We start from the raw sequence: 25432 nt of genomic DNA on the forward strand, positions 1-25432 counted from the left end.
ATAAAAATATTCAGAATATGCTTCAGATCCAAGGTTTCGTATTCAATTTTGCAAGCGAAAACACTTATATCCTTTATAACGAAAATAAAAAAGCATGGTTATTTGATCCCGGAAATATGAACGGACAGGAAACCAAAGCGATCGAAAGTTTCATTTCAGAAAATGAATTGAAAATTGAAAAAATTCTTTTAACGCACGCTCATATTGATCATGTTTTGGGCTTACAATGGGCTTTTGACACGTATAAAGTTCCTGTTCTGATGCACAGAGAAGACAAAGAAGTGCTGGATATGTTCCAGATCAGCGGGATGAGGTTTGGTTTTGAGCTGGATCATATTCATGTGGAAATTCAATATATTAATGAGGGTGACGAACTGGATTTTGACGGAGAAAAATTCAAAATCTATCATGTTCCGGGACATTCTCCGGGGAGTGTGGTTTATCACAATGAAAATCAGAAATTTATCATTTCCGGAGATGTTCTGTTTGAAGGAAGCATCGGAAGGACTGATCTTTATAAAGGAAACTACGAGCAGTTAATTGAAGGAATCAAAACCAAACTTTTTATTCTGGATAATGAAACTCAGGTTTTCTCCGGACACGGAAATCATACGAAAATCGGGTTTGAAAAGGAGTATAATCCGTTTTTTAAGTAAGACTGTTTGAGTGTGGGTGAACTAAGAGAGTTTAGATACGAACCTTTCTGTTTTAATCTAAATTGATTTGCATTTTGTTACAAACAAGGTTGTTTTAAACTACATTCATTTGCATTTGATTACATACAGGGTTGTTTCAGAATACCTGCATTTGCATTTCATTACAAACAGATTGTTTCAGAGTTATGTAAACTGCATTTGGTTACAAACAGGGTTGTTTTAGACTGCCTGCACCTGCATTTGATTACAAACAAAGTTGTTTCATATAAAGTACTGTTCACTTACGGATATAAATATAAATTAATGACAGAAAAATTCCCTGCTATAAACAGTACGCTTGATCCCGTACATCTCGGATATCTTATTCAGCAAAAATACGGACTGAGTAACAAAACAAAATGCAGCATTTTCCGCCTAGCCATGAATCATTTGTACATTATTAATGATGAGGAAAAGAAATTTGTTTTCCGAGTGTATACTCATCATTGGCGGACAAAATCTGAAATTGAGGAAGAACTAAAGCTTCTCCTTCACTTAAAAGACGCAAACCGGCAGGTTGCTTTTCCGATTGCAGATAAATTCAGTGACTATATTCAGGAAATTGAAGCCCCAGAAGGAAAAAGATTCGGTGTTTTATTTTCTTATGCGAAAGGCATAAAAACAGCAAAATTTTCACCTGAAACAAGTTTTCTGATTGGACAGGCTTTAGCCAGAGTTCATCAGTCGGCAGAGCATTTTGAACTGAACAGGATTTCATATGATGCGAAAAATCTGCTTACAAATCCTGTTGAAAAGATAAAAAAATTCTTTAACGATGGTAATCCGGAAGTTATTTTTCTGGAGAAATTATCTGAATTTTTAAGCCTTAAATTCGAAACTTTCGACAGACAGAAAATGAGATACGGAAGCGTACATCTTGATGTCTGGTTTGATAATCTGCACATTGATAATGAAAAGGAAGTTACTTTTTTCGATTTTGATTTCTGCGGAAACGGCTATTTGTGTTTTGATATTTCTTACTTTCTATTTCAGCTTCTGGCAACCAACCTGAATGAGGAAGAATATCAGACAAAAGCAAAAAGTTTTTTACAGGGTTATGAAACGGTAACAACAATCAGCAACGAAGAGAAAAAATTCTTATCTTACGCCTGTTTAGCTGTCATAATGTATTACATCAGTGTGCAGTGCGACAGATTTGAATTCTGGACAAATATCTTCCTGAATGAAGATCATCTGAAAAGGATGGTTGGAAATTTAAAACGATGGATGGCTTATCATTCTATTGAAATTGAATAACCTTCATAAAAACAAATAACTAAAAATATGGAACAGGAATTAAACAAATACATTGGCATCGATGGAATTATTGAAGTACAAAACAGAGAACGGAGTGCCTGCAAACTAATTTCTGCGGAATTTGCCGACCAATCTGTTACTTTAAAATTTGAAAGTATTTTTCCGGTAAGAGAATTAAATTTTAATGACACTCCCGATTGGAATATTGAGCTTTCCCGAACAGCTTTTGGAAAAAACTTCACTTTCATCGTTGACGGACAGATTGAAGAGCCTGATAACAATACAATAAGATTTACAGAAAACGAAAGAAATTTAACCGTTACCATAGATTTTAATGAAAATACGGTAAAAGAAACTATGCTAAAATACATTGATGAGCTTATCCCGAAAAAATAAATAAGGTCTCTATGGACAAACTGGAGAAAGAAATTCTAAAACGGGTTTCCTACATGAACAACTCAAAATGGTTCAGGTTACTGACAGAAATGCGGGATACAGAAATAAATATTCAGTCTGCATACATTAAATTTCTGCTGAACGACAGAACGTACAAATTTCATCTTGGTGGTTTTAACACAAATGGTTTTGGGGACGTAAGCGAACTGGGACCATTCAGATATAAAGAAATTGAATGGATTCTGATCCCCGAAAAATATGAAACAGAACGCTGGAACAGAAATGAAAAACTGACATCAGAATTTTTTTTTTCAGCCGATAGAAAAAATTGAACAGATCATAAAAAATTTGGGACTGTTAGAATATGAAATAACAGAAGAAGGACTGAGAATTTTTGGATATAAATAAATGGCAGTATCACATAAAGGAAAGAGAAAAATTATTTATAAAGACAAACTGTATCTGTGGTATATTATACCAGATGATGATTACGATTTTTTATTTTATTTAAAAATTATTTCTGATGATCAGACGTTGTATTTATCATATGAGACAGATCAGGCGAACAATCTTTTTATACAGCCAAAAATAGGAATTGTAAAAAGTGAAAAACTGAAATCAGGACGATACAAATTTTCACCACGCATTCAGGACAAAATATTTTCTAATTATAATGTAAGACTGATTCTTGATTGGCATGACAGTCAGGACGGTTCGGCAATCCCTGAAGTATTTAAAATGCCTAAAAATCCTTTTGAACATATTGATTTTAAAAGCGGAACTATAGTTTATATTGTTAAAGATTTTTCAAGATCAAACCTGAAATCGGATATGTTAGAAGTTTCATATTCTCAAAACTACTTACTTATTGCAGGTTGGCATGGTTCTGAAAGAGGCTATCATATTACTATAATAAAAAATAACGATGATAAAAATCCTGTTGCAGAAACACATCAAAGTTTTTTTGAACTGGAAGAAGCTATTACGTCTGCTGTTACCATGATTGAAAACTGGATTAATGAAAAAGGATAATTATCAGTAATTACAATTTAACTTAAGATGTAAAATAAATTCTTGAATTATGCTCTTTTTTAAAAAAACTAAATTTTTGTCCTTAAGCGAAGCAATGCAAAATCCAAAGAATTGTAAAAAACTTAGTCTACTGTTTATAGAATACAATCTAAAGGACACAGGTGCCATTTTTTCGCAATTTATCAACTTAAGAACCTTAGAAATTCAGGCACATCCTTTTATTTATAATTTGGATGATTTTGAACTTCCGAAAGAAATTGCTGAATTGAAAAAATTAAAAAAAATTTCACTCCTAAATCTTCCATTAAAAGTTTTTCCTGAATGGCTCACCCGAATAAAATCGTTACAGTATTTAATGATTCGAGGAAATGATATTGATACAGTTCCTGAGACAATATCGCAATTAGATCAATTAAAAACATTACGTATTGAAAACTGCGAACTGAATAAATTACCAAAAACCCTCAACCAAATGTTAAACTTAAAATATTTAGGTTTGAGCGAAACAAAACTTACAGATTTAAATCCTGATCTATTTCCAAAAAATTTAAAAGAAATAAATTTATCCGGTTCAAGAAGATACAAAGATGATGATTTGGAAAATTTGAAAAGAATAATGAAAAGAACTAAGATATAAATAAGTATATAATGATTATGGAAAATCCAATAAAAATAGGCAATCATTATTATGATATAAACAGTGAACATTTCTCATTGAGATGGGAAGAATCTCCAATTAATTTTAATGACTTATCTTATCTGAAACAGTTTCCTAATCTTATATCTGCCAATTTTTACAGTTCAAATCTCAATGACGAAGGATTAGCTCATGTCTCAAATTGCAGTAAAATTGAAAATTTAGATTTACAGGATACTGAAATTACGAACGATGGCATAAAATATTTAAAGAATTTAGAATTTCTGCAATATCTTCGGTTAAAAGGCAATACACAACTTACAGACGAATGTATTCCATATTTGACAGAAATAAATAATTTACTAAATCTGCAAATTCAGGAAACATCAATTACTGAAGTTGGTTTGAAAAAATTAACGGTAATAAAATATATGGAAATGATTACCATTCAGGTCTGTAACAATAATTTTACATTTGATGGTCTTTTAAAAATATCTTGTGAGCTTCCGCATTGTGAAATTTTAGCAAAAGGCGACGGATCATTTTGCAATGGTGAATTTGAAGGAAAGTGGAAACATTAAATGAAGGCTTTTGAAAATAAAAACCGTCAGAAAAATTCCTGACGGTTTATCAATTATATGAAGAAAGTAATTTTAGAAATCCAAAGTAATAGAAGCTCTTACAGCCGCACCCATAATTGGTCTTGCCATAATAATTCCGTCTCCCGATGGAGATCCTGCTCTTGGATCACCTTCTGTAATTCCGATGGTATTAAAGATATTGGTTCCGTCTACTGCAAAACGGATTTTGCCTAACTGATAAGAAGTTCCCGCTCCAAATTCTGAGAAAGAAGGCAAAGTCTGAACATTCATCTGATCTTGAAAACGCTTTCCATAATAATTCATACTTACATAGGCTCTCCATTCTTTGGTAAGATTTACAGCTGGTGCAATATTAAAATAGAACTTAGGCATTCTTCTCACTGTATTTCCTTCTAAAACACTTCCTGCTTCCAGACCGCTATACTTAGGATTCTGAACCGTTCCGTTGAAAGTAATTTCAAAAATATTATTAAATAACCTTGCATAACCTTCAAATTCTACCCCATAATTTTTAGTATTAGCAAAGGTATTTTCTGAAGATCCATTTGAAAATACATCCGTGAACGAAAGATTCTTCAAAGTAGAATAGAATGGAATTACAGCAATATCAAATGTTCTTGAATAATATTTGTATCCAACTTCAACTTGATTAGTAGAAACAGATTTTAAAGGCTGATCTGGTGTAGGATTTGAGAAATAATTATAATATGCTTCTTCATTTGGAGATCTGAATCCATTTGAAAAACGAGCATAGATAGCATTTTCCTTATCTATTTTATAATTTGCAGCGACAGTAAAAGAAACTTTATCTATATTAAAATTCCAATATGTATATTTATTTCCTAAAATACTCATATTATTATCCGCAGTCGTCGTTAAAAAGCTGTGAATTCCATCGGTTGTTAATCCTGAATTATTTAAATTTCCATTAGTTGTATTTACAAAATTTCCATTGTAATAATCATGACTGTATCGAATCCCCGCATTAATACTCAAGCTTTCTGTAATATTATAATCCAGATTTGCATATAAATCATTTAAACTTCCTTGAGTTTGAGTATCTCTTTGAAGGAAAGTCATATCAGTTACTCCATTGTACGTTTTAGAATAACCAACACTGTTTGGCGTTAATGAAGTGTCTACCAAATTCAGCAATTCCGGTTTATCGGTAGCCGTCGTTAAAATATTGCTCCAGTTCCAGTATTGATGAGACTTCCAGTTAGATTTGTAGAAACCTGCCGTTACATTTCCTTTATCAAATTTATAATTGAACTGCAAATCGTTGACGAAATTATTCATCTGCTTATCGATTGCCCAGAATCCTAATTTCTGAACGTAACCCGGATTTACCACCGCTCCGTTGCTTACCATTGAATATTGGGATGTATTTCCTGCAATTCCTGCTCCTTTGGCGAAATCAGCCGCGCTTTGAGGTCCGCCTGCAGGGAAAATCCCTGTATAATTCATATTGATATTGGTATATCTTGTCTTGTTTAAAACAGAGAAATTGTTACCCAAATCATATTTGAATTCTGCTCCCAGAACATCAACTTTCGGATGAATTCCGTCCTCTAAATTTCTGCTGAAAAACCCTCCGCCTACTTGTGGAATGTTCAACTGACTGATGTTTCTGTAGCTATAGGTACCGTAATTAGCATCAAAACCGGAAAATTCTTTCAGATCATTTCCGTTCTGTACCAAAGGAATCGGAAGGAAGAATGTATTTCTGTCATCCAGTTTTTTGTAATAAATTTTAGCATAGCCTTTATCGAAAACATATTTCAGATTCATTCTGATCTGTCCGCCCTGATTGGCTTTAAAACCTGTTTTTCTGATTCCGTCATCTGTCCTGTAAAAACCTCCTACATTGAAGAATAATTTGTCCTGAACCAAAGCTCCTCCTACATTTACATCAGTACGCATTAATCCATAAGTACTGGTTTCCAGTTTTGCCGTTCCTCTGAAATCGTTCCCTCCTTCTTTGGTAATAAAGTTAATTAAACCTCCCGGAGAATTGTTCGCAAAAATAGAACCTGAACCTCCTCTCAAAGCTTCTAATCTGCTTACCGAGTTGTCTACACGGAAGAAATTATCTGCATTGGCAAACTGTAATGCTCCGTCTTCGAACACCGGAAGACCATCTTCCTGAACCTGTACAAATTCATACGCTCCCGCAGAAGGAATACCTCTTGCGAAAAGGTTGTTTCCAACCTCACCACCGGAAGTTTCTACCGCAAAACCGGGAACACGCTGCAGCAAAGCTGCCGCACTGATCGGGTTTTGTTTCTGGATTTCTTTTGCTGTAAAAGTAGAAATCGCCGTACTCGATTCTATTTTCTTTTTCGGGTTAGAGTTACCCGTAATAACCACCTGTTCGATGGAAGCCGATCTCGTGGAATCTTTAGGAGTTTCCTGAGCGTATGCATTGTTGTAATACAAGGTTGCAATACCGGCAAGTAAAAACATCGATCTTTTTTTCATAGCCTTATTTGATTTTTATTTGTTAGTTTTAATTCTTTTTTAATTTGAGATACACTCCGTTTGTCCATCCGAAACCATCCTGATTAGGGTATTCTCCGCCTCCTGCAACGGTTTCTATGTCTAAAGCATTGTATTTTTCCATCAGTTTTCCAGTGTTTTTGTACACTCTTTCCACATTGCTGCACCAGTTGTTTTTAATTTTTTCAGCCAGATCATCAAATCCGTAGTTTTTCATCGACTGATAACCCAACCACTGATACGGCGCCCACGCGTTTGGAAAATCCCATTGCTGACCTGTGTTTTGAGTCGTCGTTACCAAACCTCCCTGATACAGAAATTTTTCTTCAATATTTTTCGCAACTGCCTTTGCCTGATCTTCACTCGCGATTTTCAGGAATAAAGGATAAAGAGCAGCAATATGTTCAGACGCTGTGTTTGTGTTTTTTTGAGTATGATAGTCCCTGTATGTTCCGGAAGTTTCGTCCCAGAAATACTGATCTATCATTTGTCTTCGCTTTGCTGCCCTTTCAGAATAATCAATTTTTCTTTCATTTAATTTTTGAAGCGATGAAGATTTTGCCAGTGTTTCTTCCAAATGCCATAAAAGGCAGTTCAGATCAACTTCAGCAAGATTCAACGTTTCAATAGTCTGTATATGTTCTCCGTCTGCAAACCATCTGCTGGAAAAATCCCAACCCGATTCGCAGGCGCTTCTGATGTTTCTGTAAAATTCTTCTCCTGCATTTTTACTGTCTTCAATATCAATTAAATAACTTTCAGGGCGCGGTATGTTTTCAGCATCATAATATCTGTTCAAAACATCTCCGTGAATTGTTTTCACTACTCTATTTGTAGCCGAACCATTTTCCAGTTTTTGCGTTCCGTTCATCCAGAAAGCATATTCCTTTTCTAAAGTATTGTGATATTTGATGTAAATATTTTCGTCTTTTGTTGTTTCAAAAAGCAGATCCAGCATCAACGAGAAATAGGGCGGCTGAGAACGGCTTAAGAAATGAGTCCTGCTCGCATTCGGTACAAATCCTACGTTCTGAATGAGATAAGAACAGTTTTCTATAATATTTTCCATCATTTCCACTCTTCCGGAAATCTGAAGTCCTAACATGATGTAGTAACTGTCCCAGTAGAAAAATTCATTGAAGCGACCTCCCGGAACCACATACGGTTTTGGAAGTTTCAGTAAAGTCCCCTTTTCCTCATAGGCTGTTCTTGTCAGTTCATCCCATAATTTTTCGATATGTTCTTCAATCGGAAGGTGATCTTCCCTCTGAATGGATATTTTAGCTCCCAGAAAATCGAAATTTGACAGGACAAATTCTTTCAGGTTAAAATCTTCCGACTGCTTCCCTTCTTCATATTTTGCATTAATTTCTTCGACCGGAAACAAGGGAACCGCATCCGTCATTATCTTCTGATCTTCAAAAACTTCTGATCTCTGTACATCATCAAAAAGAGACTGAATTTCATATATATATAACTGCTTCTTCATTTTATTTTTTAGGATTTATTTTTAATTTGTTCATAATAACTGCTGAAACAATCAACAGGGAAAGCGGTATTAACGAAAGGTAAAATGCCTGCTGTCCGCTGAATTCCTGAAACACAAAACCTGTAATAATCGATCCGATGGTTCCTCCGATTGCAGAGAAAACCACAATTAAACCCGACATTGCGCTGTGTAAATATTTCGGAATGGATGCTAAAATCACAGAATTGATGCTTGGATAAATCGGAGCTAGTAATCCGCCCATCAAAGGAAATAAGTAAACAACCAAAGGGGCATTTAACCAAGTTGTTCCCGCATCAATACTAATATTGTGAGTTAATGGCAGAACCAATAAGATACTTATGGCAAATCCTACCACGCAAAACGAAACCACGTAGATCCAACTGAACTTTTTAGAGAAGAATCCTGATAAGAATCTCCCCAAAGCAAAAGCTCCTGCCAAAACCGCTCCCGCCTGAATACTCATGGAAGTCGGAACTTTTAAAATCTCTTTGTAAAAAGTGGGTGTCCATGTCTGGAAACTCTGCTCTACCAAGACAAAAAGGAAAGCACACAGTAAAAAGAACAGGACTTTTTTATAGCTGAATAAACTTACACTGTTCTTAAGATCTCCAAGCAAGTCCGTTTTCTCGCTTCTCGTTTCATGTTCATCTAATTTTGTGAAGAATAAAAACAAAAATGAAAGTGTGGAAATCCCTCCCAAAACCCAATACACATTCAGCCAATGGGTTGATCTCGGATTATGGTCATCTATAAATAAGCTGAATAAAACATTTCCCATTAATACGCCGATCATAAAAAAACCTTCCAGATAACCCATAAAACTTGAATGCTCCTTATCTGAATCCGTTACCAAACCGATAGAAGTGAAAACGGAAATCTTAATTAACGCAAAAGAAACCCCGACAATCGTAAACAATAATTTGAACAACCAAAATGCATTGGCAAAAGGCATTACGAAACACATGCAGCTCACCAAAAGCAAAGCGATCAGCATCGATCTTTTGATTCCTATTTTAGGTAAAAACGAAGCCAGAATGAAAGAGCAGATCGCAATAGGCAGATCTTTAAAACCTTCCAGAACGCTGGCTGAAGATTTGGAGATCCCGAAGTTTTGCTGCATTTGTAAAATCACCGTTCCTACAGAATTCAGTAGAATGGCAAAAACAAAATAATTTAAAAATAAAACCGCCTTAATATTGAAATTTTTCATTCATATAATTTCTTGTGGGCTAAGATATAAGCATTTGCCTTAACGTTAATTTAACATTATAAATGAATATTTGAACCATATTAATATAATTATTATTTTAGGAAACAAATTATGATTAACTAAATGAAAGTCACTTTTGAACGCGTAGTCCCCGATGAAAAGAGCTCTTTTCGTACGATTCACAACAATTCTCCTATTTCAGAATTCAAATGGGAATACCATTATCACCCCGAAATTGAACTCGTGTGTGTGGTTTCCGGGAGCGGAACGCGCCACGTTGGTTATCATAAAAGCAATTATACGAACGGAGATCTGGTGTTAATTGGCTCCAATATTCCTCACTCCGGTTTTGGACTGAACTCCATCGATCCGCATGAAGAAATTGTTTTGCAGTTTAAGGAAGAAATCCTGCAGTTTCCTCAACAGGAAGTTGAAGCAAGATCCATTAAAAATCTTCTGGAGCTGTCAAAATACGGAATTCATTTTCATGATGAGGTTCATATTAATATGCTTCCAAAACTGAGACTGATGCTGGAATCTGAAGGATACAGAAGATATTTATTATTGCTGGAAATTTTATTTGAACTTTCAAAAAGTGAAGACTATGAACTTCTTAACAAAGAGATCATGCCCTACACCATTATTTCTAAAAATAAAACGAGGCTCGAAAATATTTTCACTTACGTGGAACATCATTATGATAAAGAAATTGACATTGAGGATGTTGCCAAACTTGCCAATCTCACTTTGCCTGCATTTTGTAATTTTTTCAAAAAAGCAACTCAGATCACTTTCACCGAATTTGTGAACCGCTACCGCATCAATAAAGCCTGTTTACTGATGGCACAGGACAAAAGTATTTCAGAGTGCAGTTACAGCTGCGGTTTTAATAATGTAACGTATTTCAACAGAATGTTTAAAAAATATACAGGAAAGACCCCTTCAGAATTCATGAAAAATTTTGCACAGAACAGGGTGAATGTAGATTTAAAAGTAGAAGAAAAAGTAAAAGTGAAAGCAAGTTTTTAGCAAAATAAATTGTGGATAACTCTGTGGATAAAATTGTGGATAACTTTTCTAACTAAAATTAAACAACTCATTTATAAATCATTACAAACAAAAAAAGCTGTTCAAAAAGAACAGCTTTATGTATTTGAATTGCAAAGCCATCAACTGATAACCTGCTACGATCAGCCAAAAATTACTTCCACTTGATATTGCATCCCATACTCGGTTTCTGAATTTCTTCCTGCGGTTCTCCCAACAAAAGATTTTCGAAAGCAATAATTAAATCCTCTCCCGTTACTTCTTTGTGATTTCCCGGTCTGGAATCGTCCATCTGTCCTCTGTAAATTAAATCCAGTTTTTCATCGAAGAAAAAGAAATCCGGTGTGCAGGCAGCATCATATGCTTTTGCGATTGCCTGACTTTCGTCGTATAGATAAGGGAAATCAAACTTTCTTTCAATCTGGAATTCAATCATTTTTTCCGGAGAATCTGCGGGATATTTTTCCACATCATTCGAATTGATGGCGATAAATTCAATTCCTCTTTCGTTGTAATCTTCATACAGTTCAGTTAATTTATCAATGACATGAAGAACAAACGGACAGTGGTTGCACATAAAGATCACCAAAGTTCCTTTTTCGCCTTTCAGATCATCCAAAGACTGAATTTCGTTACTTTTTGACGGATTCGGAAGCTCAAAAAAAGGAGCTTTTGTACCCAATTCGATCATATTTGAGGGAGTATTCATAACTTTTTTATTTGGTTACAAAGATATAGAATTTCTTGATCATTATAGTATGGAGGATGGATGCGAGAAGATGGTAGTTTCAGAAATTACAATCGATTGAATGGGACTATAAACTCTATTAATTTTTACAATAATTAAAATATCAACACATTAAAAATACTTCCAGCTCCCATCCTTCCGGCATCCAAGCCAATTTACAGACACTTCAATAATCTTACTTTAAAAGTTAAAGCATAAAATTTGTTTGGAAGATATCCTCAAAAGTTTGTAGTTTTGCTAACACTGTTAGTAATTAAAAATCATGGGTCTGCACGAACGTCGGCAAAGAGAAAAAGAAAATATACGCGCCAGTATTCTGGATGCGGCTTTTTCTTTGGCTAAAACCGAAGGATGGGCATCCCTTTCCATGAGAAAAATTGCTGATGCCATAGAATACAGCGCACCGGTGGTTTATGATTATTTTGAAAACAAAGAAGCGATTTTGTATGAAATTTCGCTGAATGGTTTCAACTGTTTACACATAGAATTACTGAAAGCCCAGAGAGAATATGAAGCTCCGGACGAGCAACTGAAAGCTATTGTTGATGCCTACTGGAAATTTGCATTTAAAAATAAAGAGTATTATCAGCTTATGTTCGGATTGGGAATGCAGTGCAGCGGAAGAGGTATGATGAAAGAAGAATTCTCTTCGTTTCAGGATATGCTTTACGATTGTACTTATAAAATTATTAAGAAAAACGGATCCAATCCGGATAATGCCTGTCACATGTCGCACGCCCTGTTTTCAGCAGTTCATGGCTTGATCTCGATCATGATGATGCGTAATGACGATATTCCTTCTACGATGAACAAAACGACTCTTGATGAAACCGTTTCTGCTTTCATTAAGTCTTTGTAATCTTTTTTGAATTAAAAATTAACACCGTTAGGAATATTAACATCAATTAATATAAAGTATTCATTTAAACCGAATTTAAAATTAAAAAAACAATCATGTAGAATGTAACCAATGAATTGATAATCATTTTTTGTCCTGAATAATTAACACCGTTAGCAAAAGTAACACATTTCACACCTCATCTAAATCATATTTAACCAACAATAAAAAGTTCTTCTCATGGAAACAACAATCTAAAATCACATTAAGAATTTTGAAAATTTTTTTAACCTAAAAATTAACACTGTTAGAAAAAATAACATAATTCAAATTAAAAACATCACTACTTAATTTAACATTTCATTAAAAATTTAAACTCAAAATGAAAATATTTGGAAAAATAAGACTCATTGTACTGATCTCAAGTATTATTCTTTTACAAAACTGCACAAAGGCTGCAGAAGGAGTCAACGCTGCACCACCCGCTCCTGAACTTCCTGTTTACACCGTTATTTCATCACCGGCAACAACCTATCAGGAATTTCCGGCTGCTTTGGAAGGAAAAAATAACGTGGAAATCCGGTCTCAGGTCGACGGATATTTAGATAAAATCTATGTGGAAGAAGGCGCTTACGTAAGAGCCGGACAGCCATTATTCAAAATAGATTCAAGAGCTTACGGAGAACAGATGAATATGGCAAATGCCAATTTACAGGTTGCCAATGCCAATATCCAGAAAGCAAAAGTGGAGGTTGACAGATTAGAGCCTTTGGTTGCTGCAAAAGTCGTATCCGAGGTACAATTGAGAACTGCAAAAGCAAATTATGCAGCCGCAGTTGCCGCCGCTTCACAGGCGAAAGCATCAGTTGGAGGAGCAAAAATCAATATCGGATTTACAACGATTACCGCTCCGGTAAGCGGATACATCGGAAGAATTCCTCACAAAAAAGGAAGTCTGATCTCCAGAACAGATCCGAATCCGCTGACTTTACTATCAGACATCAGCGAGATTTACGCCTACTTTTCTTTAAGCGAACTTGATTTCATTGCTTTTCAAAATAAATATCAGGGAGCAAGCTTAGAAGAAAAATTGAAAAATATGCCGATGGTAGATTTGGTGATTGCAGACAACAGCATTTATCCGCAAAAAGGAAAAATGAGCATCGTAGACGGACAGTTTGACAAATCTACAGGAGCAATCAGCGTTCGTGCTGTTTTCCCAAATACCAACGGTACGTTGAGAACAGGAAATACAGGTAGAGTTCGTATGCCTCAATTGATATCGAATGCTGTCATTATTCCTCAGGAATCTACGTTTGAGATTCAGGATAAAACCTATGTTTATGTAGTTGGTAAAGACCAGAAAGTAACCGGTAAGCCTGTAAAAATCTCAGGAAAAACTGAAAACTATTATTTTATTTCCGAAGGAATACAGCCGGGAGAAAAGATTGTATTCACAGGAATCGGAATGTTAAAAGATGGTGCTTCTATCAAGCCGAAAGCGATTTCATCCGACAGCTTACTGAAAGCAAAACCATTATAACCGTTTAAACTTCTTTAACCACAAAAGTCATAAAAGTTTTTAAACACTTAATTTACTGTAAGTTAAAAAGCAATCGCTCAACAAGTACACATAAGGTTTTGAAAATCTTTGATTTTCAGCTAAAGTGAACTTCATGCAAAGTTTTTAATTAAACTAAAAGCTATTTAAGTGTTAAAAATTTAAAGCTAAAAAGTTTAAACCACATTAAAAAATAAACTTCTTATGTTAAAACAATTTATAGAAAGACCGGTACTCTCTACCGTGATCTCCATAATACTTTTATTATTGGGGGCGCTCTCCCTCTTTAATTTACCCATTGCCCTCTTTCCGGATATTGCTCCGCCGAGCGTTCAGGTAACGGCATTTTATCCGGGAGCCAATGCGGAGGTTGTTGCGCGCTCTGTAGCCACGCCTATCGAAGAAGCTGTGAACGGGGTTGAAAACATGACGTACATGACTTCCAACTCCAGTAACGACGGTACGATGACGCTGAATGTTTTCTTCAAGCAGGGTTCTGATGCAGATAACGCGGCGGTAAACGTACAAAACCGTGTATCCAAAGCGATGAGCCAGCTTCCACAGGAAGTTGTTCAGGCGGGAGTTTCTACCCAGAAAGTACAAAACAGTATGATCATGTTCATGGGGTTATCCAGTAACGATCCTAAACAATATGACGAACTTTTTTTACAGAATTATCTGAAAATTAATATCATTCCGCAGATTCAGCGTATTCCCGGAGTAGCGCAGGCACAGGTTTTCGGAACGAGAGATTATTCCATGAGACTTTGGCTGAAACCGGACAGATTAGCAGCAAACGGACTTTCGCCTCAGGAAGTTCTGAACGCGGTAAAAGATCACAATTTAGAAGCCGCTCCCGGTCGTTTAGGACAGGGAAGCAAGGAAACTTATGAATATATTTTAAAGTATAAAGGGAAATTAAACAAGAACGAAGACTACGAAAACATTGCTATTAAAGCCAATACAGACGGTTCATTTTTAAGATTAAAAGATGTGGCAAGAGTAGAATTCGGATCTTATACCTATACAGCAGCTAACAGAGTGGACGGGAAACCGGTAGCCGGATTTGCGATTATGCAGACTGCTGGTTCCAACGCCAACGAGATCTTAACGGAAATTGAAAAACAGGTAGACCAGTTCAAAACAACGCTTCCAAAAGGAGTGGAACCGATCATCATGTACAATTCTAAAGATTTCTTAGACGCGTCTATTCATCAGGTTGTTGAAACTTTAGTGATCGCATTTATTCTGGTATTTATTGTAGTGTATATTTTCCTTCAGGATTTCAGATCTACTTTAATTCCTGCGATTGCGGTTCCTGTTGCGATTATTGGTACCTTCTTTTTCTTACAGTTATTTGGTTTCAGTATCAATATGCTGACTTTGTTTGCCTTGGTACTCGCGATTGGTATTGTAGTGGATGATGCAATTGTGGTAGTAGAAGCCATTCACTCCAAAATGGAACATACCGGAATGCCTGTGGAACAAGCCACAACAAGTTCGATGAGTGAAATTTCCGGAGCCATTATTTCCATTACTCTGGTGATGTGTGCCGTATTTATTCCGGTTGGTTTCATGCAGGGACCTGCAGGAGTTTTCTACAGACAGTTTGCCTTTACACTGGCAATTGCCATTATGATTTCTGCGGTGAATGCCTTAACATTAAGTCCGGCTCTTTGTGCTTTATTATTAAATGATCCTCAGGGAGAACACGGTGAACATGGGAAAAAAACAGGTTTCGGAGCGAGATTTTTCAATGCTTTCAATACAAGCTTTAATAAATTAACGAAGAAATATATTTACAGTCTTAAATTTTTAATTAAAAACAAATGGGTTGCCGTTGGAGGATTGGTTTTACTAACTGCTGCAAGTGTTTTCTTAATTAAAAAAGCACCGTCAGGATTTATTCCTACCGAAGATCAGGGTTTCATTTTGTATGCCGTGAATACTCCTCCGGGAAGTTCATTAGACAGGACTCACAACGCAACAGAGCAGATTGATAAAATCATCAACGGAGAAAAAGCGAAAAAAAATCTCTGGGTTGCAGACGGTCTGAACTTCATCAGTAACGCCAATGCTTCTCCGTATTCCGCAGGTTTCATTAAATTAAAAGACCATGATCAACGAGGTGAAATCAGCGATCCCGATCAGATTGCAGCAGGATTAACAGGGAAAGTTTCGCAGGTGAAAGATGCCAATGCATTCTTCTTCAATTTCCCTACCGTTCAGGGATTTGGTAACGTTTCCGGTTTTGAATTTATGCTTCAGGACAGAACGAACGGCTCTTTGGAACAATTAGGAACCAACACTCAGGCTTTCATCGGAGAATTGATGAAACGTCCGGAAATTGCCTTCGCGTTTACAACGTATGCAGCAGGAAATCCTCAATTCACGATTGAAGTTGATAATGATAAAGCCAATCAGTTAGGCGTTTCAATTACAGAATTGATGCAGACGATGCAGATTTATTACGGAAGCAGCTTTGTTTCAGATTTCAACCGATTCGGGAAGTACTACAGAGTAATGGCTCAGGCAGATATTCCTTACCGTACCGATGCGAATTCTTTGGAAGGAATTTATGTTAAAAATAAATCCGGCGAAATGGTTCCTGTAAAAACATTGGTGACTTTAAAAAGAAGTTTCGGACCTGAAACGGTGACCAGAAACAACCTTTTCAATGCGGTAACGATCAACGGAACACCGAAGCCGGGTTACAGTACCGGAGATGCGATTAAAGCAGTGGAAGAAGTAGCACAGAAATCACTTCCTAGAGGTTATGGTTACGAATGGACGGGAATCACCCGTGAAGAGATTAAAACAAGCGGACAGACCTCATTTATCTTTATGCTGAGTATTTTGTTTGTCTATTTCTTACTGGCAGCGCAGTACGAAAGTTACATTCTTCCGTTTGCAGTTATTTTAACGATTCCTACAGGTATTTTCGGAGTATTTGCCTTCACGGGACTTGCCGGAATTGATAACAACATTTACGTTCAGGTCGGATTGATCATGCTGGTCGGATTATTGGCGAAAAACGCGATCCTTATTGTAGAATTTGCCGTACAACGAAGAAATGCAGGAAGATCATTGCTGGAATCTGCACTTCAGGCTTCAACACTGCGTTTGAGACCGATCTTAATGACCTCATTTGCCTTCATCATCGGGATGCTGCCGTTAGTTTGGACTCAGGGAGCTTCCGCAAAAGGTAACCACTCAATCGGGATGAGTACTGTGGGCGGAATGTTGACAGGAGTTGTATTCGGAGTATTCATTATTCCTGTGATGTTTGTGATTTTCCAGTATTTACATGAAAAAATGCCGAGCAGAAAAAAGAAAAGACTTCAAAGACAGAAACTGGAGCAAGAACTTTTAGCTGCGGCTCATTAATATATGATTGACAAAACTTTGAGATTTTCAAACAAGAATTTAAACGCAAAGATTTATTATTAATTGCGAATATTTTTAAAGGAGCAAAGAAAGCGACAAGTCGCTGATGAAGCTGGATGATTAAAAGTTCGCTTCTTAAAATTAATTCATTGATTAAATCTTTGCTTACTTAAATATTTTATATCAAAAATTTTCCTTTGCGTTAAAAAATTTCAAAACAAAAAGTAAAAAAACTTTGAGATTTTCAAACAAGAATTTAATCGAAGATTTATTATTAATTACGAATATTTTTAAAGGAGCAAAGAAAGCGACAAATCGCTGATGAAACTGCATAATTAAAAGTTCGCTTCTTAAAATCAATTTCATTGATTAAATCTTTGCTCACTTAAATATTTTATATCAAAAATTTTCCTTTGCATTAAAAAATTTCAAAACAAAAAGTAAAAAAACTTTGAGATTTTCAAACAGGAATTTAAACGCAAAGATTTATTATTAATTACTAATATTTTTAAAGAAGCAAAGAAAGCGACAAGTCACTGATGAAGCTGCATGATTAAAGTTCGCTTCTTAAAATCAATTTCATTGATTAAATCTTTGCTCACTTAAATATTTTATATCAAAAATTTTCCTTTGCGTTAAAAAATTTCAAAACAAAAAGTAGAAAAAAAACTGCTTGAAACAATTTCTCAAAGTTTTGTAATCCATTAAAAATTTAAACCTTTATGAAAAGAATAAAAAATATCATCATCACTTTTGGACTGGCTTTGGTTTCAGTCTCCTGTGTGTCGAAACTGGCATACAAGGAGCCTGAACTGGAGCTTCCCGAAACCTTTAAATATACCGCAACAGCAGATACTGCAAGTGTAGCGAATCTGGAATGGAGAAAGTTTTTCAGCGATCCGATGCTGCAAAACTTAATCGAAAAAGGAATTAAAAACAACTACGATTTACAGATTGCTTTAAAACAGGTTGCTTCTTCACAGGAGAAATTAAAACAGGCAAAATATCTTCAATATCCCGATGTTGGTTTCGGAGTTTCCGCACAGATTTCAAAGCCTTCCAAAAACAGCATGAACGGACAAAGTTTAAACCTATTCTTAGGAAAAAGCTATGTTGAAGATTACAATGCAGCATTCAATTTGTCTTGGGAAGCAGATATTTGGGGCAAAATTAAAAATCAGCAGGAAGTTTCAAAAATGCAGTATCTGCAGACTTACGAAGCAACAAAAGCCATTCAGACACAGGTTGTTGCAGCCATTGCGCAGGGATATTACAATCTGTTGATGCTGGATAAACAATTGCAGATCGCCCAATCTAATCTGGAACTCAGCAATCGTACGCTTTCTCTTACAGAAAAATTATGGCAAAGCGGTGACACCACTTCTTTGGGAGTTCAGCAGGCAACCGCCCAGAAACAATCGACTGAACTTTTGATTACACAATTGGAGCAAAATATTGCCATTCAGGAAAATGCATTGAGTATTTTAGTGGGTGAAAATCCGGGAAAAATCAGCAGAACGATTGAAATGTCTGAAACTTCTTTACCACAGGACATTTCCGCAGGACTTCCCGCAGCAATGGTAAGCCGTCGTCCGGATGTTCGTCAACAGGAATTGGTTTTGCTGGAATCCAATTCTATGGTGGGAATTGCGCAGGCAAATATGTATCCTTCCTTGAAAATTACGGCAAATGGCGGTGTCAATTCATTTAAAATTGATAACTGGTTTCAGATTCCGGCTTCTTTGTTCGGGTCTGTTTTGGGAGGATTGACTCAGCCGATTTTCCAGAAAAGACAATTGAAAACGGACTTAAATGTGGCTAAAATTCAGAGAGAGAAAAACGTATTGGCGTTCCGTCAGTCGGTTTTAAATGCAGTGGGAGAAGTTTCTGATGCTTTGGTTTCTAATGAGAGTTTAAAAGTTCAGGAAGAAAAAGCAACGGAACAGGTGGCAACCTTAAAAAATGGAATTAAAAGTGCCGAAATGCTGTACAAAGGCGGAATGGCAAACTATTTAGAAGTAATAACAGCTCAGGGAAATTCTTTACAGGCAGAACTGAATCTCGCGTCCGTAAAAAGACAGAGATTGAGCAGTATTGTCGATTTGTACCGGGCTTTAGGTGGCGGCTGGAAGTAGTAAATTTGAATTATATTGTTATGGGATGCAGTCTTTCGGGGCTGCATTTTTTGTTAATCAAAGCAAGCTTTTACAAAAAATTAGGTACTGGTTATTTTATTAAACAGCAAATATATGACGATAAAACAATTTCAAATACGAAATCGTCCCAAATCTCTTCGAGACGATTTCCTCCTTCGTGTTTTTAAAATCATATTTTATTTTTCTTATAATCGACTTCACTAAAACTAAATAATATTTTTTACATTCTATAGTAGAGAAATGCAAAGCCATCATTATAAAGTGTGAAGAATTATAATTTAGTAATAGAATAACTACCGTTACTTATTGCACCATTAGGCTTTGCAATTTGACATCCTGAGATTTCGTCTCCAACACCATAACCAATGAAAACCGCAATTTTAGTATTAGCGACAGTTGTTCTAAAGATAGTGTTTGCTCTATTTGGTGTCGCAGTAATATAACCTGAGATATTTCCTGCGGAATCACTATCTGCAACCCAAATATTTCTATTTACAGTATAAGTAGTAAAACTGGTACCCGAGCTTGCCAAAGCGATGGTAGTATTAACTCCGACTAATTCTCTGGAATTTGTCACAACAGTACCGGTGCTACAGACACCATACCATACCAAATCCAAACGATAATATCCGACTGCTGGCAGAACAATATAAGCGACATTACTTCTTGCACTTCCATCTATTGTTGCAGAAGCAGCTACACCATAGGTAGCACTTATAGTATTTACCGCTAAATCTGCACTGGATAGATCCAAAGCACGGACAACATTTCCGGCAGCTGTTGTTAAGTTGAATGCTAAACCTGCAGTCTGAAGTTCGCCATACAGATAAGGAGGTGCTCCCGCTGTAAAAATACCCACCTGACCAGTAGTATTGTCTATTCCCAAAGCATTATAGCCTGAGGACAAAGTATTGCTAAGGACATTTGGAAAAGCAATTGTACCTTTAGCTTCTAAATTATAGCCCGGGCTGGGCTGCCCTATTCCCACATTTCCATTTTCCAGTACTGTCAAAGTTTCTGAGCCACTGTTATTACGTAAACGAAAAGTTTTTGTATTCGAACCTGATATTGTTTTAACATCCAAAGTTGATGCAGGAGACGTTTCATTAACTCCTACATTTCCCGTCTGAGCAAGCCCATTTATGAAAAGGCAAACTAAAATACTAAAATAAATAATTGACTTTCTCATGAGATTTAATTTTATATTAAAATGATATGTGTTTTTACTACTATTTTGATATGACGGAGATAATAAATTTTTCAAAAACGTCATGAAGCACTCTAGATTTATTGTAGATGAGTTCACCACAATAGCTGAAGATATTTTTAATTGTATATCAATCATTTAACAGATCTATCTTACATTTTTAAAAGCGATATAAATTCATTTTAAGTTCTTCAGTGCTTTTGTTTCAAAATGAGCTTTTGTGTAATCATTATTATTCTGAGAGGGACTATTATGCAGTGTAAAAACTAAAAACTCTGAATTACCAAAAGCTCATTAAAAAATATATAAACACAACTCTACCTTTATTTTTGTATATGTAAATTGAGGGATAAATTATCTATGAAAAAATAGTATTTGGTTAAAAAAACAAATTCGTTAATTAACACAAATGCAAAAAAAATCGCATTCGGAATGCGATTTTTTTGTTATAGCTTTTATGTTACCTATACTATATGCTACGAAATATTCTGATTAATGTATTCTAAAACCACATCAAAATCCTCCTGCGAATATCCCAACTGTAAATAATGAATATCATCTGCTTTCCGATACCAAGTCAATTGTCGTTTTGCGTACCTTCGGCTGTTTTTTTTAATTTCGGAAACGGCAAAATCAAGATCCCATTCTCCTTCAAAATATTTAAATAATTCTGAATAGCCAACCGTATTCAAAGCGGTGAGATGTTTAAATTTCTCCAGACTTTTTGCTTCTTCCAGCAAGCCTTTTTCCATCATCATATCCACTCTCCTGTTAATCCGGTAATACAAGTCTTCTCTCGGTGCTTCAATTCCGATCCGGATGGTTTTAAAATCTCTGGAATCCTGCGAAACAGCAATTTGTTCAGAATATTTTTTATTCGTCTGCCAAATAACATCGATGGCGCGTAAAAGTCTTCTGTGATTGTGAAAATCTACTATGGCAAAATATTCGGGATCAAGCTCTTTCAGAATTTCCTGAAGTTTTTCGACTCCTTCTTTTTCGAAAATTTCCTGTAATTTTTTCTGATTGTTTTCATCCGCTTCAGGCAAATCATTCAAACCTTCAATCACCGCTTTTTCATACATCATGCTTCCACCAACTAAAATGACGGTATCATGTTTTTCGAAAAGTTCACTGATTTTTTTTAATGCATCTTCTTCATACTGCCCTATGGAATAATATTCCTCAACGGAAAGGTTTCCGATAAAATGATGAGGTGCTTCGGCAAGTTCTTCAGCAGACGGTGAAGCCGTTCCGATTTTCATTTCCCTGAAAAACTGTCTCGAATCACACGAAACAATCTCTGTGCTGAAATGTTTTGCCAGATCAATTGCCAGTCTTGTTTTACCAATTCCGGTGGGTCCTACAACAGAAATTAAATTTTTCTTTTTCACCGCGCTAATTTACGAAAATGAGTGAATTCTATTTTACCGAAAAAAAGACAATATATTTCCATGTTTCTTAGGTAAGTTAAAAATTTACGAAATGATTGCGCGAACTTTTTTATTCTAAAATAAACCATTAAGATTTAATTTAAGGAGTTAAGTACAATTAAGAATCAGATAGATTTTTAGAAAATATCATGACTTAAAGCAGAACTCACCTTAATATTCTAAACTCCTTAAATTAAATCTTAATGGTTCAAATAAACTTTCCTACTACTGAAGACTTACTTTATGTAAGATGGGAAGAACGAAGATGGAAGTTAAAATCGGTATTCAATAATATACACAACAATCTTCCCGCTTCCTTCTTCCTTCTTCCTTCTTCCTTCTTCCTTCTTCCTTCTTCCTTCTTCCCGCTTCGCTCTTTCAACATTAGCAAAACTATACACTTAATTGTTTATCTTTGTAAGACAATAAAAAACTATGATTTTATCAATGACCGGCTTTGGTAGAGCCGAAGACGTTTTTGAAGGCAAAAAAATTACCATCGATATTAAATCCCTGAACAGCAAGAGCTTCGATTTAAATATCAAAATTCCTTTGAGATATAAAGAGAAGGAATTTGAGGTAAGAAAAATTCTGAACGATAGAATAATCCGTGGAAAAGTAGACTGCTACATCAATATAGAAAATCTTGAGGAGTCCAATGATGTGAAAATCAATAAAAGCTTAATTGATTCTTACATGAATGAGCTGAAAAATATCGCTTCAGACGGACCTGATTTCGAATATCTGAAAATGGCAGTGAGGCTTCCGGATGCGATAACTTCAAGACCTGACGAATTATCTGAAGGAGAATGGGAAGCTTTGGCAAAAATTGTAAATGCTGCCGTGGATCGTTTTGAAGAATTCAGAAGAAAGGAAGGTAAAATTTTGCATGAAGAGCTGGAAAGAAATATTCAGAATATTGATAAATATTTAGGTGAGGTTATTCCGTTCGAAGAAGAAAGAATTTCTGCAGTAAAGGAACGTTATCAGAAAACTTTAAAAGAGTTTGAGAACGTAGATGAAACGCGTTTCTATCAGGAAATGGCTTATTTTACAGAAAAACTGGATATTTCGGAAGAAAAAGTAAGACTTTCCCAACATTTGAAATATTACAAAGAAGTAATGGATAATGAAGATTTCAACGGTAAGAAACTTGGATTTATTTCTCAGGAAATCGGTCGTGAAATCAACACATTAGGTTCCAAAGCCAATCATTCGGAAATTCAGAAACTGGTCGTGATGATGAAGGATGATCTAGAGAAGATTAAAGAGCAGACGTTAAATGTGCTTTAAATTCAACGTTTAATGTTTAAAATTCAATGTAAAAAAACTTTGGATAAGCAAAATAATTTTGAATAATAGATTTTAACTTTAAACTAAAAACTTTGAATAATAAAGTTATCATATTTTCTGCACCGTCAGGAAGCGGAAAAACAACATTGGTAAAGCATTCTCTGGAGGTTTTTAATGAACTGAAATTTTCGATTTCATGTACAACAAGACAGCCGAGAGGCAGTGAAGTTCATGCAGTGGATTATCATTTTTTAACACCCGATGAATTCAGACAGAAGATTGCTGAAAATGCTTTTGTAGAATTTGAAGAGGTTTATACCGACAAATACTACGGAACATTAAAATCCGAAGTAGAAAAGATCTGGAACGAAGGAAAAGTGGTTATTTTTGATGTTGATGTAAAAGGCGGAATTTCCTTAAAGAAATATTTCGGAGAACAGGCTTTGTCGATTTTCATTGAACCGCCTTCCATTGAAGAACTGGAACGAAGATTGATCTCAAGGAATACAGATGATGCAGAAACCATCAAAACGCGTGTTGCAAAGGCAGAAGAAGAAATGTCTTACGCTAAAGAATTTGATAAAATTGTCATCAACAGTGATCTTAACGAAGCAAAAAAAGAAATAGAAAGTTTAATAAAAAATTTTATTGGAAGTTAAAGAATAGAAACAGAAGCTTGAGGTTTATTAAACAACATCAAAATTCTGATTTTAATTCCTGAATTTTAATTTCTGATTCTAAAACATTGAGGTTGATATGAGTACCGAAACATTAGAAAAAGCTAAATCTGCGATTCCTGTAAGAGGATTTCTGGATATAAAAGATATAGCAATTCCTCAAGGAGAAGAGCTTGTACAGGCAATTCTTAAATTGAAAAAAGAAAAAAATGCCGTTATTCTGGCGCATTATTATCAACCCGGAGACATTCAGGATATTGCTGATTTTCTGGGAGATTCTCTGCAACTGGCAAGACAGGCAAAAGATACGGATGCGGACATGATTGTTTTCTGCGGAGTTCACTTTATGGCGGAAGCGGCTAAAATTCTGAATCCGACTAAAAAAGTAGTTCTTCCCGATACAATGGCAGGATGTTCATTAGCAGACGGATGTTCCGGAGAAGGTTTGAGAAAAATGCGCGAACAGCATCCGAATGCTTTGGTTGCAACGTACATTAACTGTAACGCAGAAACGAAAGCGGAAAGTGATATTATTGTTACCAGCTCAAATGCTGAAACGGTAATTGAAGCCTTACCGAAAGACCGACCGATAATTTTCGCACCGGATAAAAATTTAGGAAGATATTTATCTCAGAAAACGGGACGCGATATGATTCTTTGGGACGGAAGCTGCATCGTTCACGAAGCATTTTCTATGGAAAGAATTGCAAAACAACTGGCAGATAATCCAGATGCAAAATTAATTGCACACCCTGAAAGCGAAGAAGCCGTTTTAAAGCTGGCTCATTTTATAGGTTCCACTTCTGCCCTGTTGAATTATGTTGAAAAAGACGACTGCCAGAAATTCATCATCGCTACAGAAGAAGGAATTCTCCACGAAATGAGAAAACGTGCTCCTCATAAAGAATTAATTCCTGCTCTGGTTTTTGATGAAAGCTGCAACTGCTCGGAATGTTTCTACATGAAGCGTAATACCATGGAAAAATTGTATTTATGTATGAAATATGAGCTTCCGGAAATCATCATCGATGAAGATTTAAGATTAAGAGCTTTAAAGCCTATCGAAGCGATGCTTGATCTTTCAAAAAGTATAAAATAAATAAAAGCACTGTTTTGGCAGTGCTTTTTTGTTCGTAATAATATAGATAAGCATTGTTTATATTAAATTCAAAATAAAAGCTTATTTAATTTCAGATTTAAAAAAAATTTGTACATTTGTTCATACAGCAATGAATTTTTTAATAAAC

22 protein-coding genes are annotated in these 25432 nt (G+C 35.5%); 15 read left to right on the forward strand and 7 right to left on the reverse strand.

The genetic code is table 11. From position 1 onward, the window contains the following. Positions 1-17: 17 nt before the first annotated feature. From KKI44_RS09615 to KKI44_RS09645, 7 genes are all read left to right on the forward strand, one after another. Complete coding sequence (locus tag KKI44_RS09615; protein ID WP_214590801.1) at positions 18-656, forward strand: MBL fold metallo-hydrolase; 639 nt, start codon at positions 18-20, stop codon at positions 654-656. 303 nt (positions 657-959) lie between these two features. After that, positions 960-1952: a phosphotransferase gene (locus KKI44_RS09620; RefSeq protein WP_214590802.1), complete on the forward strand. Its 993-nt coding sequence runs from the start codon at positions 960-962 to the stop codon at positions 1950-1952. 27 nt (positions 1953-1979) lie between these two features. Then, positions 1980-2348 (forward strand): hypothetical protein, encoded by a 369-nt coding sequence (locus KKI44_RS09625; protein ID WP_214590803.1) that lies wholly within the window; start codon positions 1980-1982, stop codon positions 2346-2348. A gap of 11 nt (positions 2349-2359) precedes the next feature. Next, a complete protein-coding gene (locus KKI44_RS09630; protein WP_214590804.1) occupies positions 2360-2680 on the forward strand; it encodes a DUF6678 family protein in 321 nt (106 codons plus the stop codon). Positions 2681-2756: 76 nt separating this feature from the next. Continuing rightward, entirely contained in the window at positions 2757-3380 is a 624-nt protein-coding gene (locus tag KKI44_RS09635; RefSeq protein WP_214590805.1) for a hypothetical protein, read from the forward strand. A gap of 76 nt (positions 3381-3456) precedes the next feature. Beyond that, positions 3457-4017 (forward strand): leucine-rich repeat domain-containing protein, encoded by a 561-nt coding sequence (locus KKI44_RS09640; RefSeq protein WP_214590806.1) that lies wholly within the window; start codon positions 3457-3459, stop codon positions 4015-4017. A gap of 17 nt (positions 4018-4034) precedes the next feature. After that, entirely contained in the window at positions 4035-4598 is a 564-nt protein-coding gene (locus tag KKI44_RS09645; RefSeq protein ID WP_214590807.1) for a hypothetical protein, read from the forward strand. A 72-nt stretch (positions 4599-4670) separates the two neighbouring features. Here the strand turns inward: KKI44_RS09645 and KKI44_RS09650 are convergent, their stop codons facing one another. From KKI44_RS09650 to KKI44_RS09660, 3 genes are read right to left on the reverse strand one after another with little or no spacing between them, the layout of a single operon-like run. Further along, positions 4671-7100 (reverse strand): TonB-dependent receptor, encoded by a 2430-nt coding sequence (locus KKI44_RS09650; RefSeq protein WP_214590808.1) that lies wholly within the window; start codon positions 7098-7100, stop codon positions 4671-4673. Positions 7101-7128: 28 nt separating this feature from the next. Further along, positions 7129-8607, reverse strand: coding sequence for a trehalase family glycosidase (locus tag KKI44_RS09655; RefSeq protein ID WP_214590809.1), 1479 nt, complete (start codon positions 8605-8607; stop codon positions 7129-7131). 1 nt (position 8608) lies between these two features. Further along, complete coding sequence (locus tag KKI44_RS09660; protein WP_214590810.1) at positions 8609-9838, reverse strand: MFS transporter; 1230 nt, start codon at positions 9836-9838, stop codon at positions 8609-8611. Between the two features lie 123 nt (positions 9839-9961). Between KKI44_RS09660 and KKI44_RS09665 the strand changes: the two genes are divergently transcribed. Further along, entirely contained in the window at positions 9962-10867 is a 906-nt protein-coding gene (locus tag KKI44_RS09665) for an AraC family transcriptional regulator (protein ID WP_214590811.1), read from the forward strand. A gap of 172 nt (positions 10868-11039) precedes the next feature. Here KKI44_RS09665 and KKI44_RS09670 read toward each other — a convergent pair whose 3' ends face one another. Further along, on the reverse strand, positions 11040-11594 hold the full coding sequence (locus KKI44_RS09670; protein ID WP_076390886.1) for a thioredoxin family protein: 555 nt from the start codon (positions 11592-11594) through the stop codon (positions 11040-11042). Between the two features lie 301 nt (positions 11595-11895). On the opposite strand from KKI44_RS09670, the gene KKI44_RS09675 reads away from it, so the two are divergent. From KKI44_RS09675 to KKI44_RS09690, 4 genes are all read left to right on the forward strand, one after another. Further along, a complete protein-coding gene (locus tag KKI44_RS09675; protein ID WP_214590812.1) occupies positions 11896-12492 on the forward strand; it encodes a TetR/AcrR family transcriptional regulator in 597 nt (198 codons plus the stop codon). 361 nt (positions 12493-12853) lie between these two features. Then, entirely contained in the window at positions 12854-14014 is a 1161-nt protein-coding gene (locus KKI44_RS09680; RefSeq protein WP_214590813.1) for an efflux RND transporter periplasmic adaptor subunit, read from the forward strand. A gap of 222 nt (positions 14015-14236) precedes the next feature. Continuing rightward, positions 14237-17419, forward strand: coding sequence for an efflux RND transporter permease subunit (locus KKI44_RS09685; RefSeq protein WP_214590814.1), 3183 nt, complete (start codon positions 14237-14239; stop codon positions 17417-17419). A gap of 722 nt (positions 17420-18141) precedes the next feature. Further along, positions 18142-19554 (forward strand): efflux transporter outer membrane subunit, encoded by a 1413-nt coding sequence (locus KKI44_RS09690; protein ID WP_214590815.1) that lies wholly within the window; start codon positions 18142-18144, stop codon positions 19552-19554. A gap of 292 nt (positions 19555-19846) precedes the next feature. Here KKI44_RS09690 and KKI44_RS09695 read toward each other — a convergent pair whose 3' ends face one another. The 3 genes from KKI44_RS09695 to KKI44_RS22795 form a co-directional block, all read right to left on the reverse strand. Beyond that, positions 19847-20920, reverse strand: coding sequence for a hypothetical protein (locus KKI44_RS09695; protein ID WP_214590816.1), 1074 nt, complete (start codon positions 20918-20920; stop codon positions 19847-19849). Between the two features lie 338 nt (positions 20921-21258). Next, a complete protein-coding gene (gene miaA / locus KKI44_RS09700; protein ID WP_214590817.1) occupies positions 21259-22176 on the reverse strand; it encodes a tRNA (adenosine(37)-N6)-dimethylallyltransferase MiaA in 918 nt (305 codons plus the stop codon). A gap of 311 nt (positions 22177-22487) precedes the next feature. Then, positions 22488-22616 (reverse strand): hypothetical protein, encoded by a 129-nt coding sequence (locus KKI44_RS22795; protein WP_262899426.1) that lies wholly within the window; start codon positions 22614-22616, stop codon positions 22488-22490. Between the two features lie 46 nt (positions 22617-22662). Here KKI44_RS22795 and KKI44_RS09705 point away from each other — a divergent pair, with 46 nt between their 5' ends. The 3 genes from KKI44_RS09705 to nadA all read left to right on the forward strand — a co-directional run bounded on the left by KKI44_RS09705 (position 22663) and on the right by nadA (position 25284). Continuing rightward, positions 22663-23508 carry a YicC family protein gene (locus tag KKI44_RS09705; RefSeq protein ID WP_250902188.1) on the forward strand — a complete coding sequence of 282 codons (846 nt, stop codon included), beginning with the start codon at positions 22663-22665 and terminating at the stop codon, positions 23506-23508. 92 nt (positions 23509-23600) lie between these two features. Further along, entirely contained in the window at positions 23601-24167 is a 567-nt protein-coding gene (gmk, locus tag KKI44_RS09710) for a guanylate kinase (RefSeq protein ID WP_214590819.1), read from the forward strand. Between the two features lie 97 nt (positions 24168-24264). After that, entirely contained in the window at positions 24265-25284 is a 1020-nt protein-coding gene (nadA, locus tag KKI44_RS09715; protein WP_214590820.1) for a quinolinate synthase NadA, read from the forward strand. Positions 25285-25432: the final 148 nt, after the last annotated feature.

The organism is Chryseobacterium sp. ZHDP1 (genome assembly GCF_018603435.1).
Lineage (GTDB): Bacteria > Bacteroidota > Bacteroidia > Flavobacteriales > Weeksellaceae > Chryseobacterium > Chryseobacterium indicum.

Bases quoted from the DNA above. Each gene is read 5' to 3' on its own strand.
- KKI44_RS09625 (WP_214590803.1), top strand. From the start codon at position 1,980: ATGGAACAGGAATTAAACAAATACATTGGCATCGATGGAATTATTGAA.
- KKI44_RS09670 (WP_076390886.1), bottom strand. From the start codon at position 11,594: ATGAATACTCCCTCAAATATGATCGAATTGGGTACAAAAGCTCCTTTT.
- KKI44_RS09645 (WP_214590807.1), top strand. From the start codon at position 4,035: ATGGAAAATCCAATAAAAATAGGCAATCATTATTATGATATAAACAGT.
- KKI44_RS09695 (WP_214590816.1), bottom strand. From the start codon at position 20,920: ATGATTGATATACAATTAAAAATATCTTCAGCTATTGTGGTGAACTCA.
- KKI44_RS09655 (WP_214590809.1), bottom strand. From the start codon at position 8,607: ATGAAGAAGCAGTTATATATATATGAAATTCAGTCTCTTTTTGATGAT.
- KKI44_RS09685 (WP_214590814.1), top strand. From the start codon at position 14,237: ATGTTAAAACAATTTATAGAAAGACCGGTACTCTCTACCGTGATCTCC.
- KKI44_RS09650 (WP_214590808.1), bottom strand. From the start codon at position 7,100: ATGAAAAAAAGATCGATGTTTTTACTTGCCGGTATTGCAACCTTGTAT.
- KKI44_RS09635 (WP_214590805.1), top strand. From the start codon at position 2,757: ATGGCAGTATCACATAAAGGAAAGAGAAAAATTATTTATAAAGACAAA.
- KKI44_RS09620 (WP_214590802.1), top strand. From the start codon at position 960: ATGACAGAAAAATTCCCTGCTATAAACAGTACGCTTGATCCCGTACAT.
- nadA (WP_214590820.1), top strand. From the start codon at position 24,265: ATGAGTACCGAAACATTAGAAAAAGCTAAATCTGCGATTCCTGTAAGA.
- KKI44_RS09690 (WP_214590815.1), top strand. From the start codon at position 18,142: ATGAAAAGAATAAAAAATATCATCATCACTTTTGGACTGGCTTTGGTT.
- KKI44_RS09615 (WP_214590801.1), top strand. From the start codon at position 18: ATGCTTCAGATCCAAGGTTTCGTATTCAATTTTGCAAGCGAAAACACT.
- KKI44_RS09630 (WP_214590804.1), top strand. From the start codon at position 2,360: ATGGACAAACTGGAGAAAGAAATTCTAAAACGGGTTTCCTACATGAAC.
- KKI44_RS09660 (WP_214590810.1), bottom strand. From the start codon at position 9,838: ATGAAAAATTTCAATATTAAGGCGGTTTTATTTTTAAATTATTTTGTT.
- KKI44_RS09665 (WP_214590811.1), top strand. From the start codon at position 9,962: ATGAAAGTCACTTTTGAACGCGTAGTCCCCGATGAAAAGAGCTCTTTT.
- KKI44_RS09705 (WP_250902188.1), top strand. From the start codon at position 22,663: ATGACCGGCTTTGGTAGAGCCGAAGACGTTTTTGAAGGCAAAAAAATT.
- KKI44_RS09680 (WP_214590813.1), top strand. From the start codon at position 12,854: ATGAAAATATTTGGAAAAATAAGACTCATTGTACTGATCTCAAGTATT.
- KKI44_RS09675 (WP_214590812.1), top strand. From the start codon at position 11,896: ATGGGTCTGCACGAACGTCGGCAAAGAGAAAAAGAAAATATACGCGCC.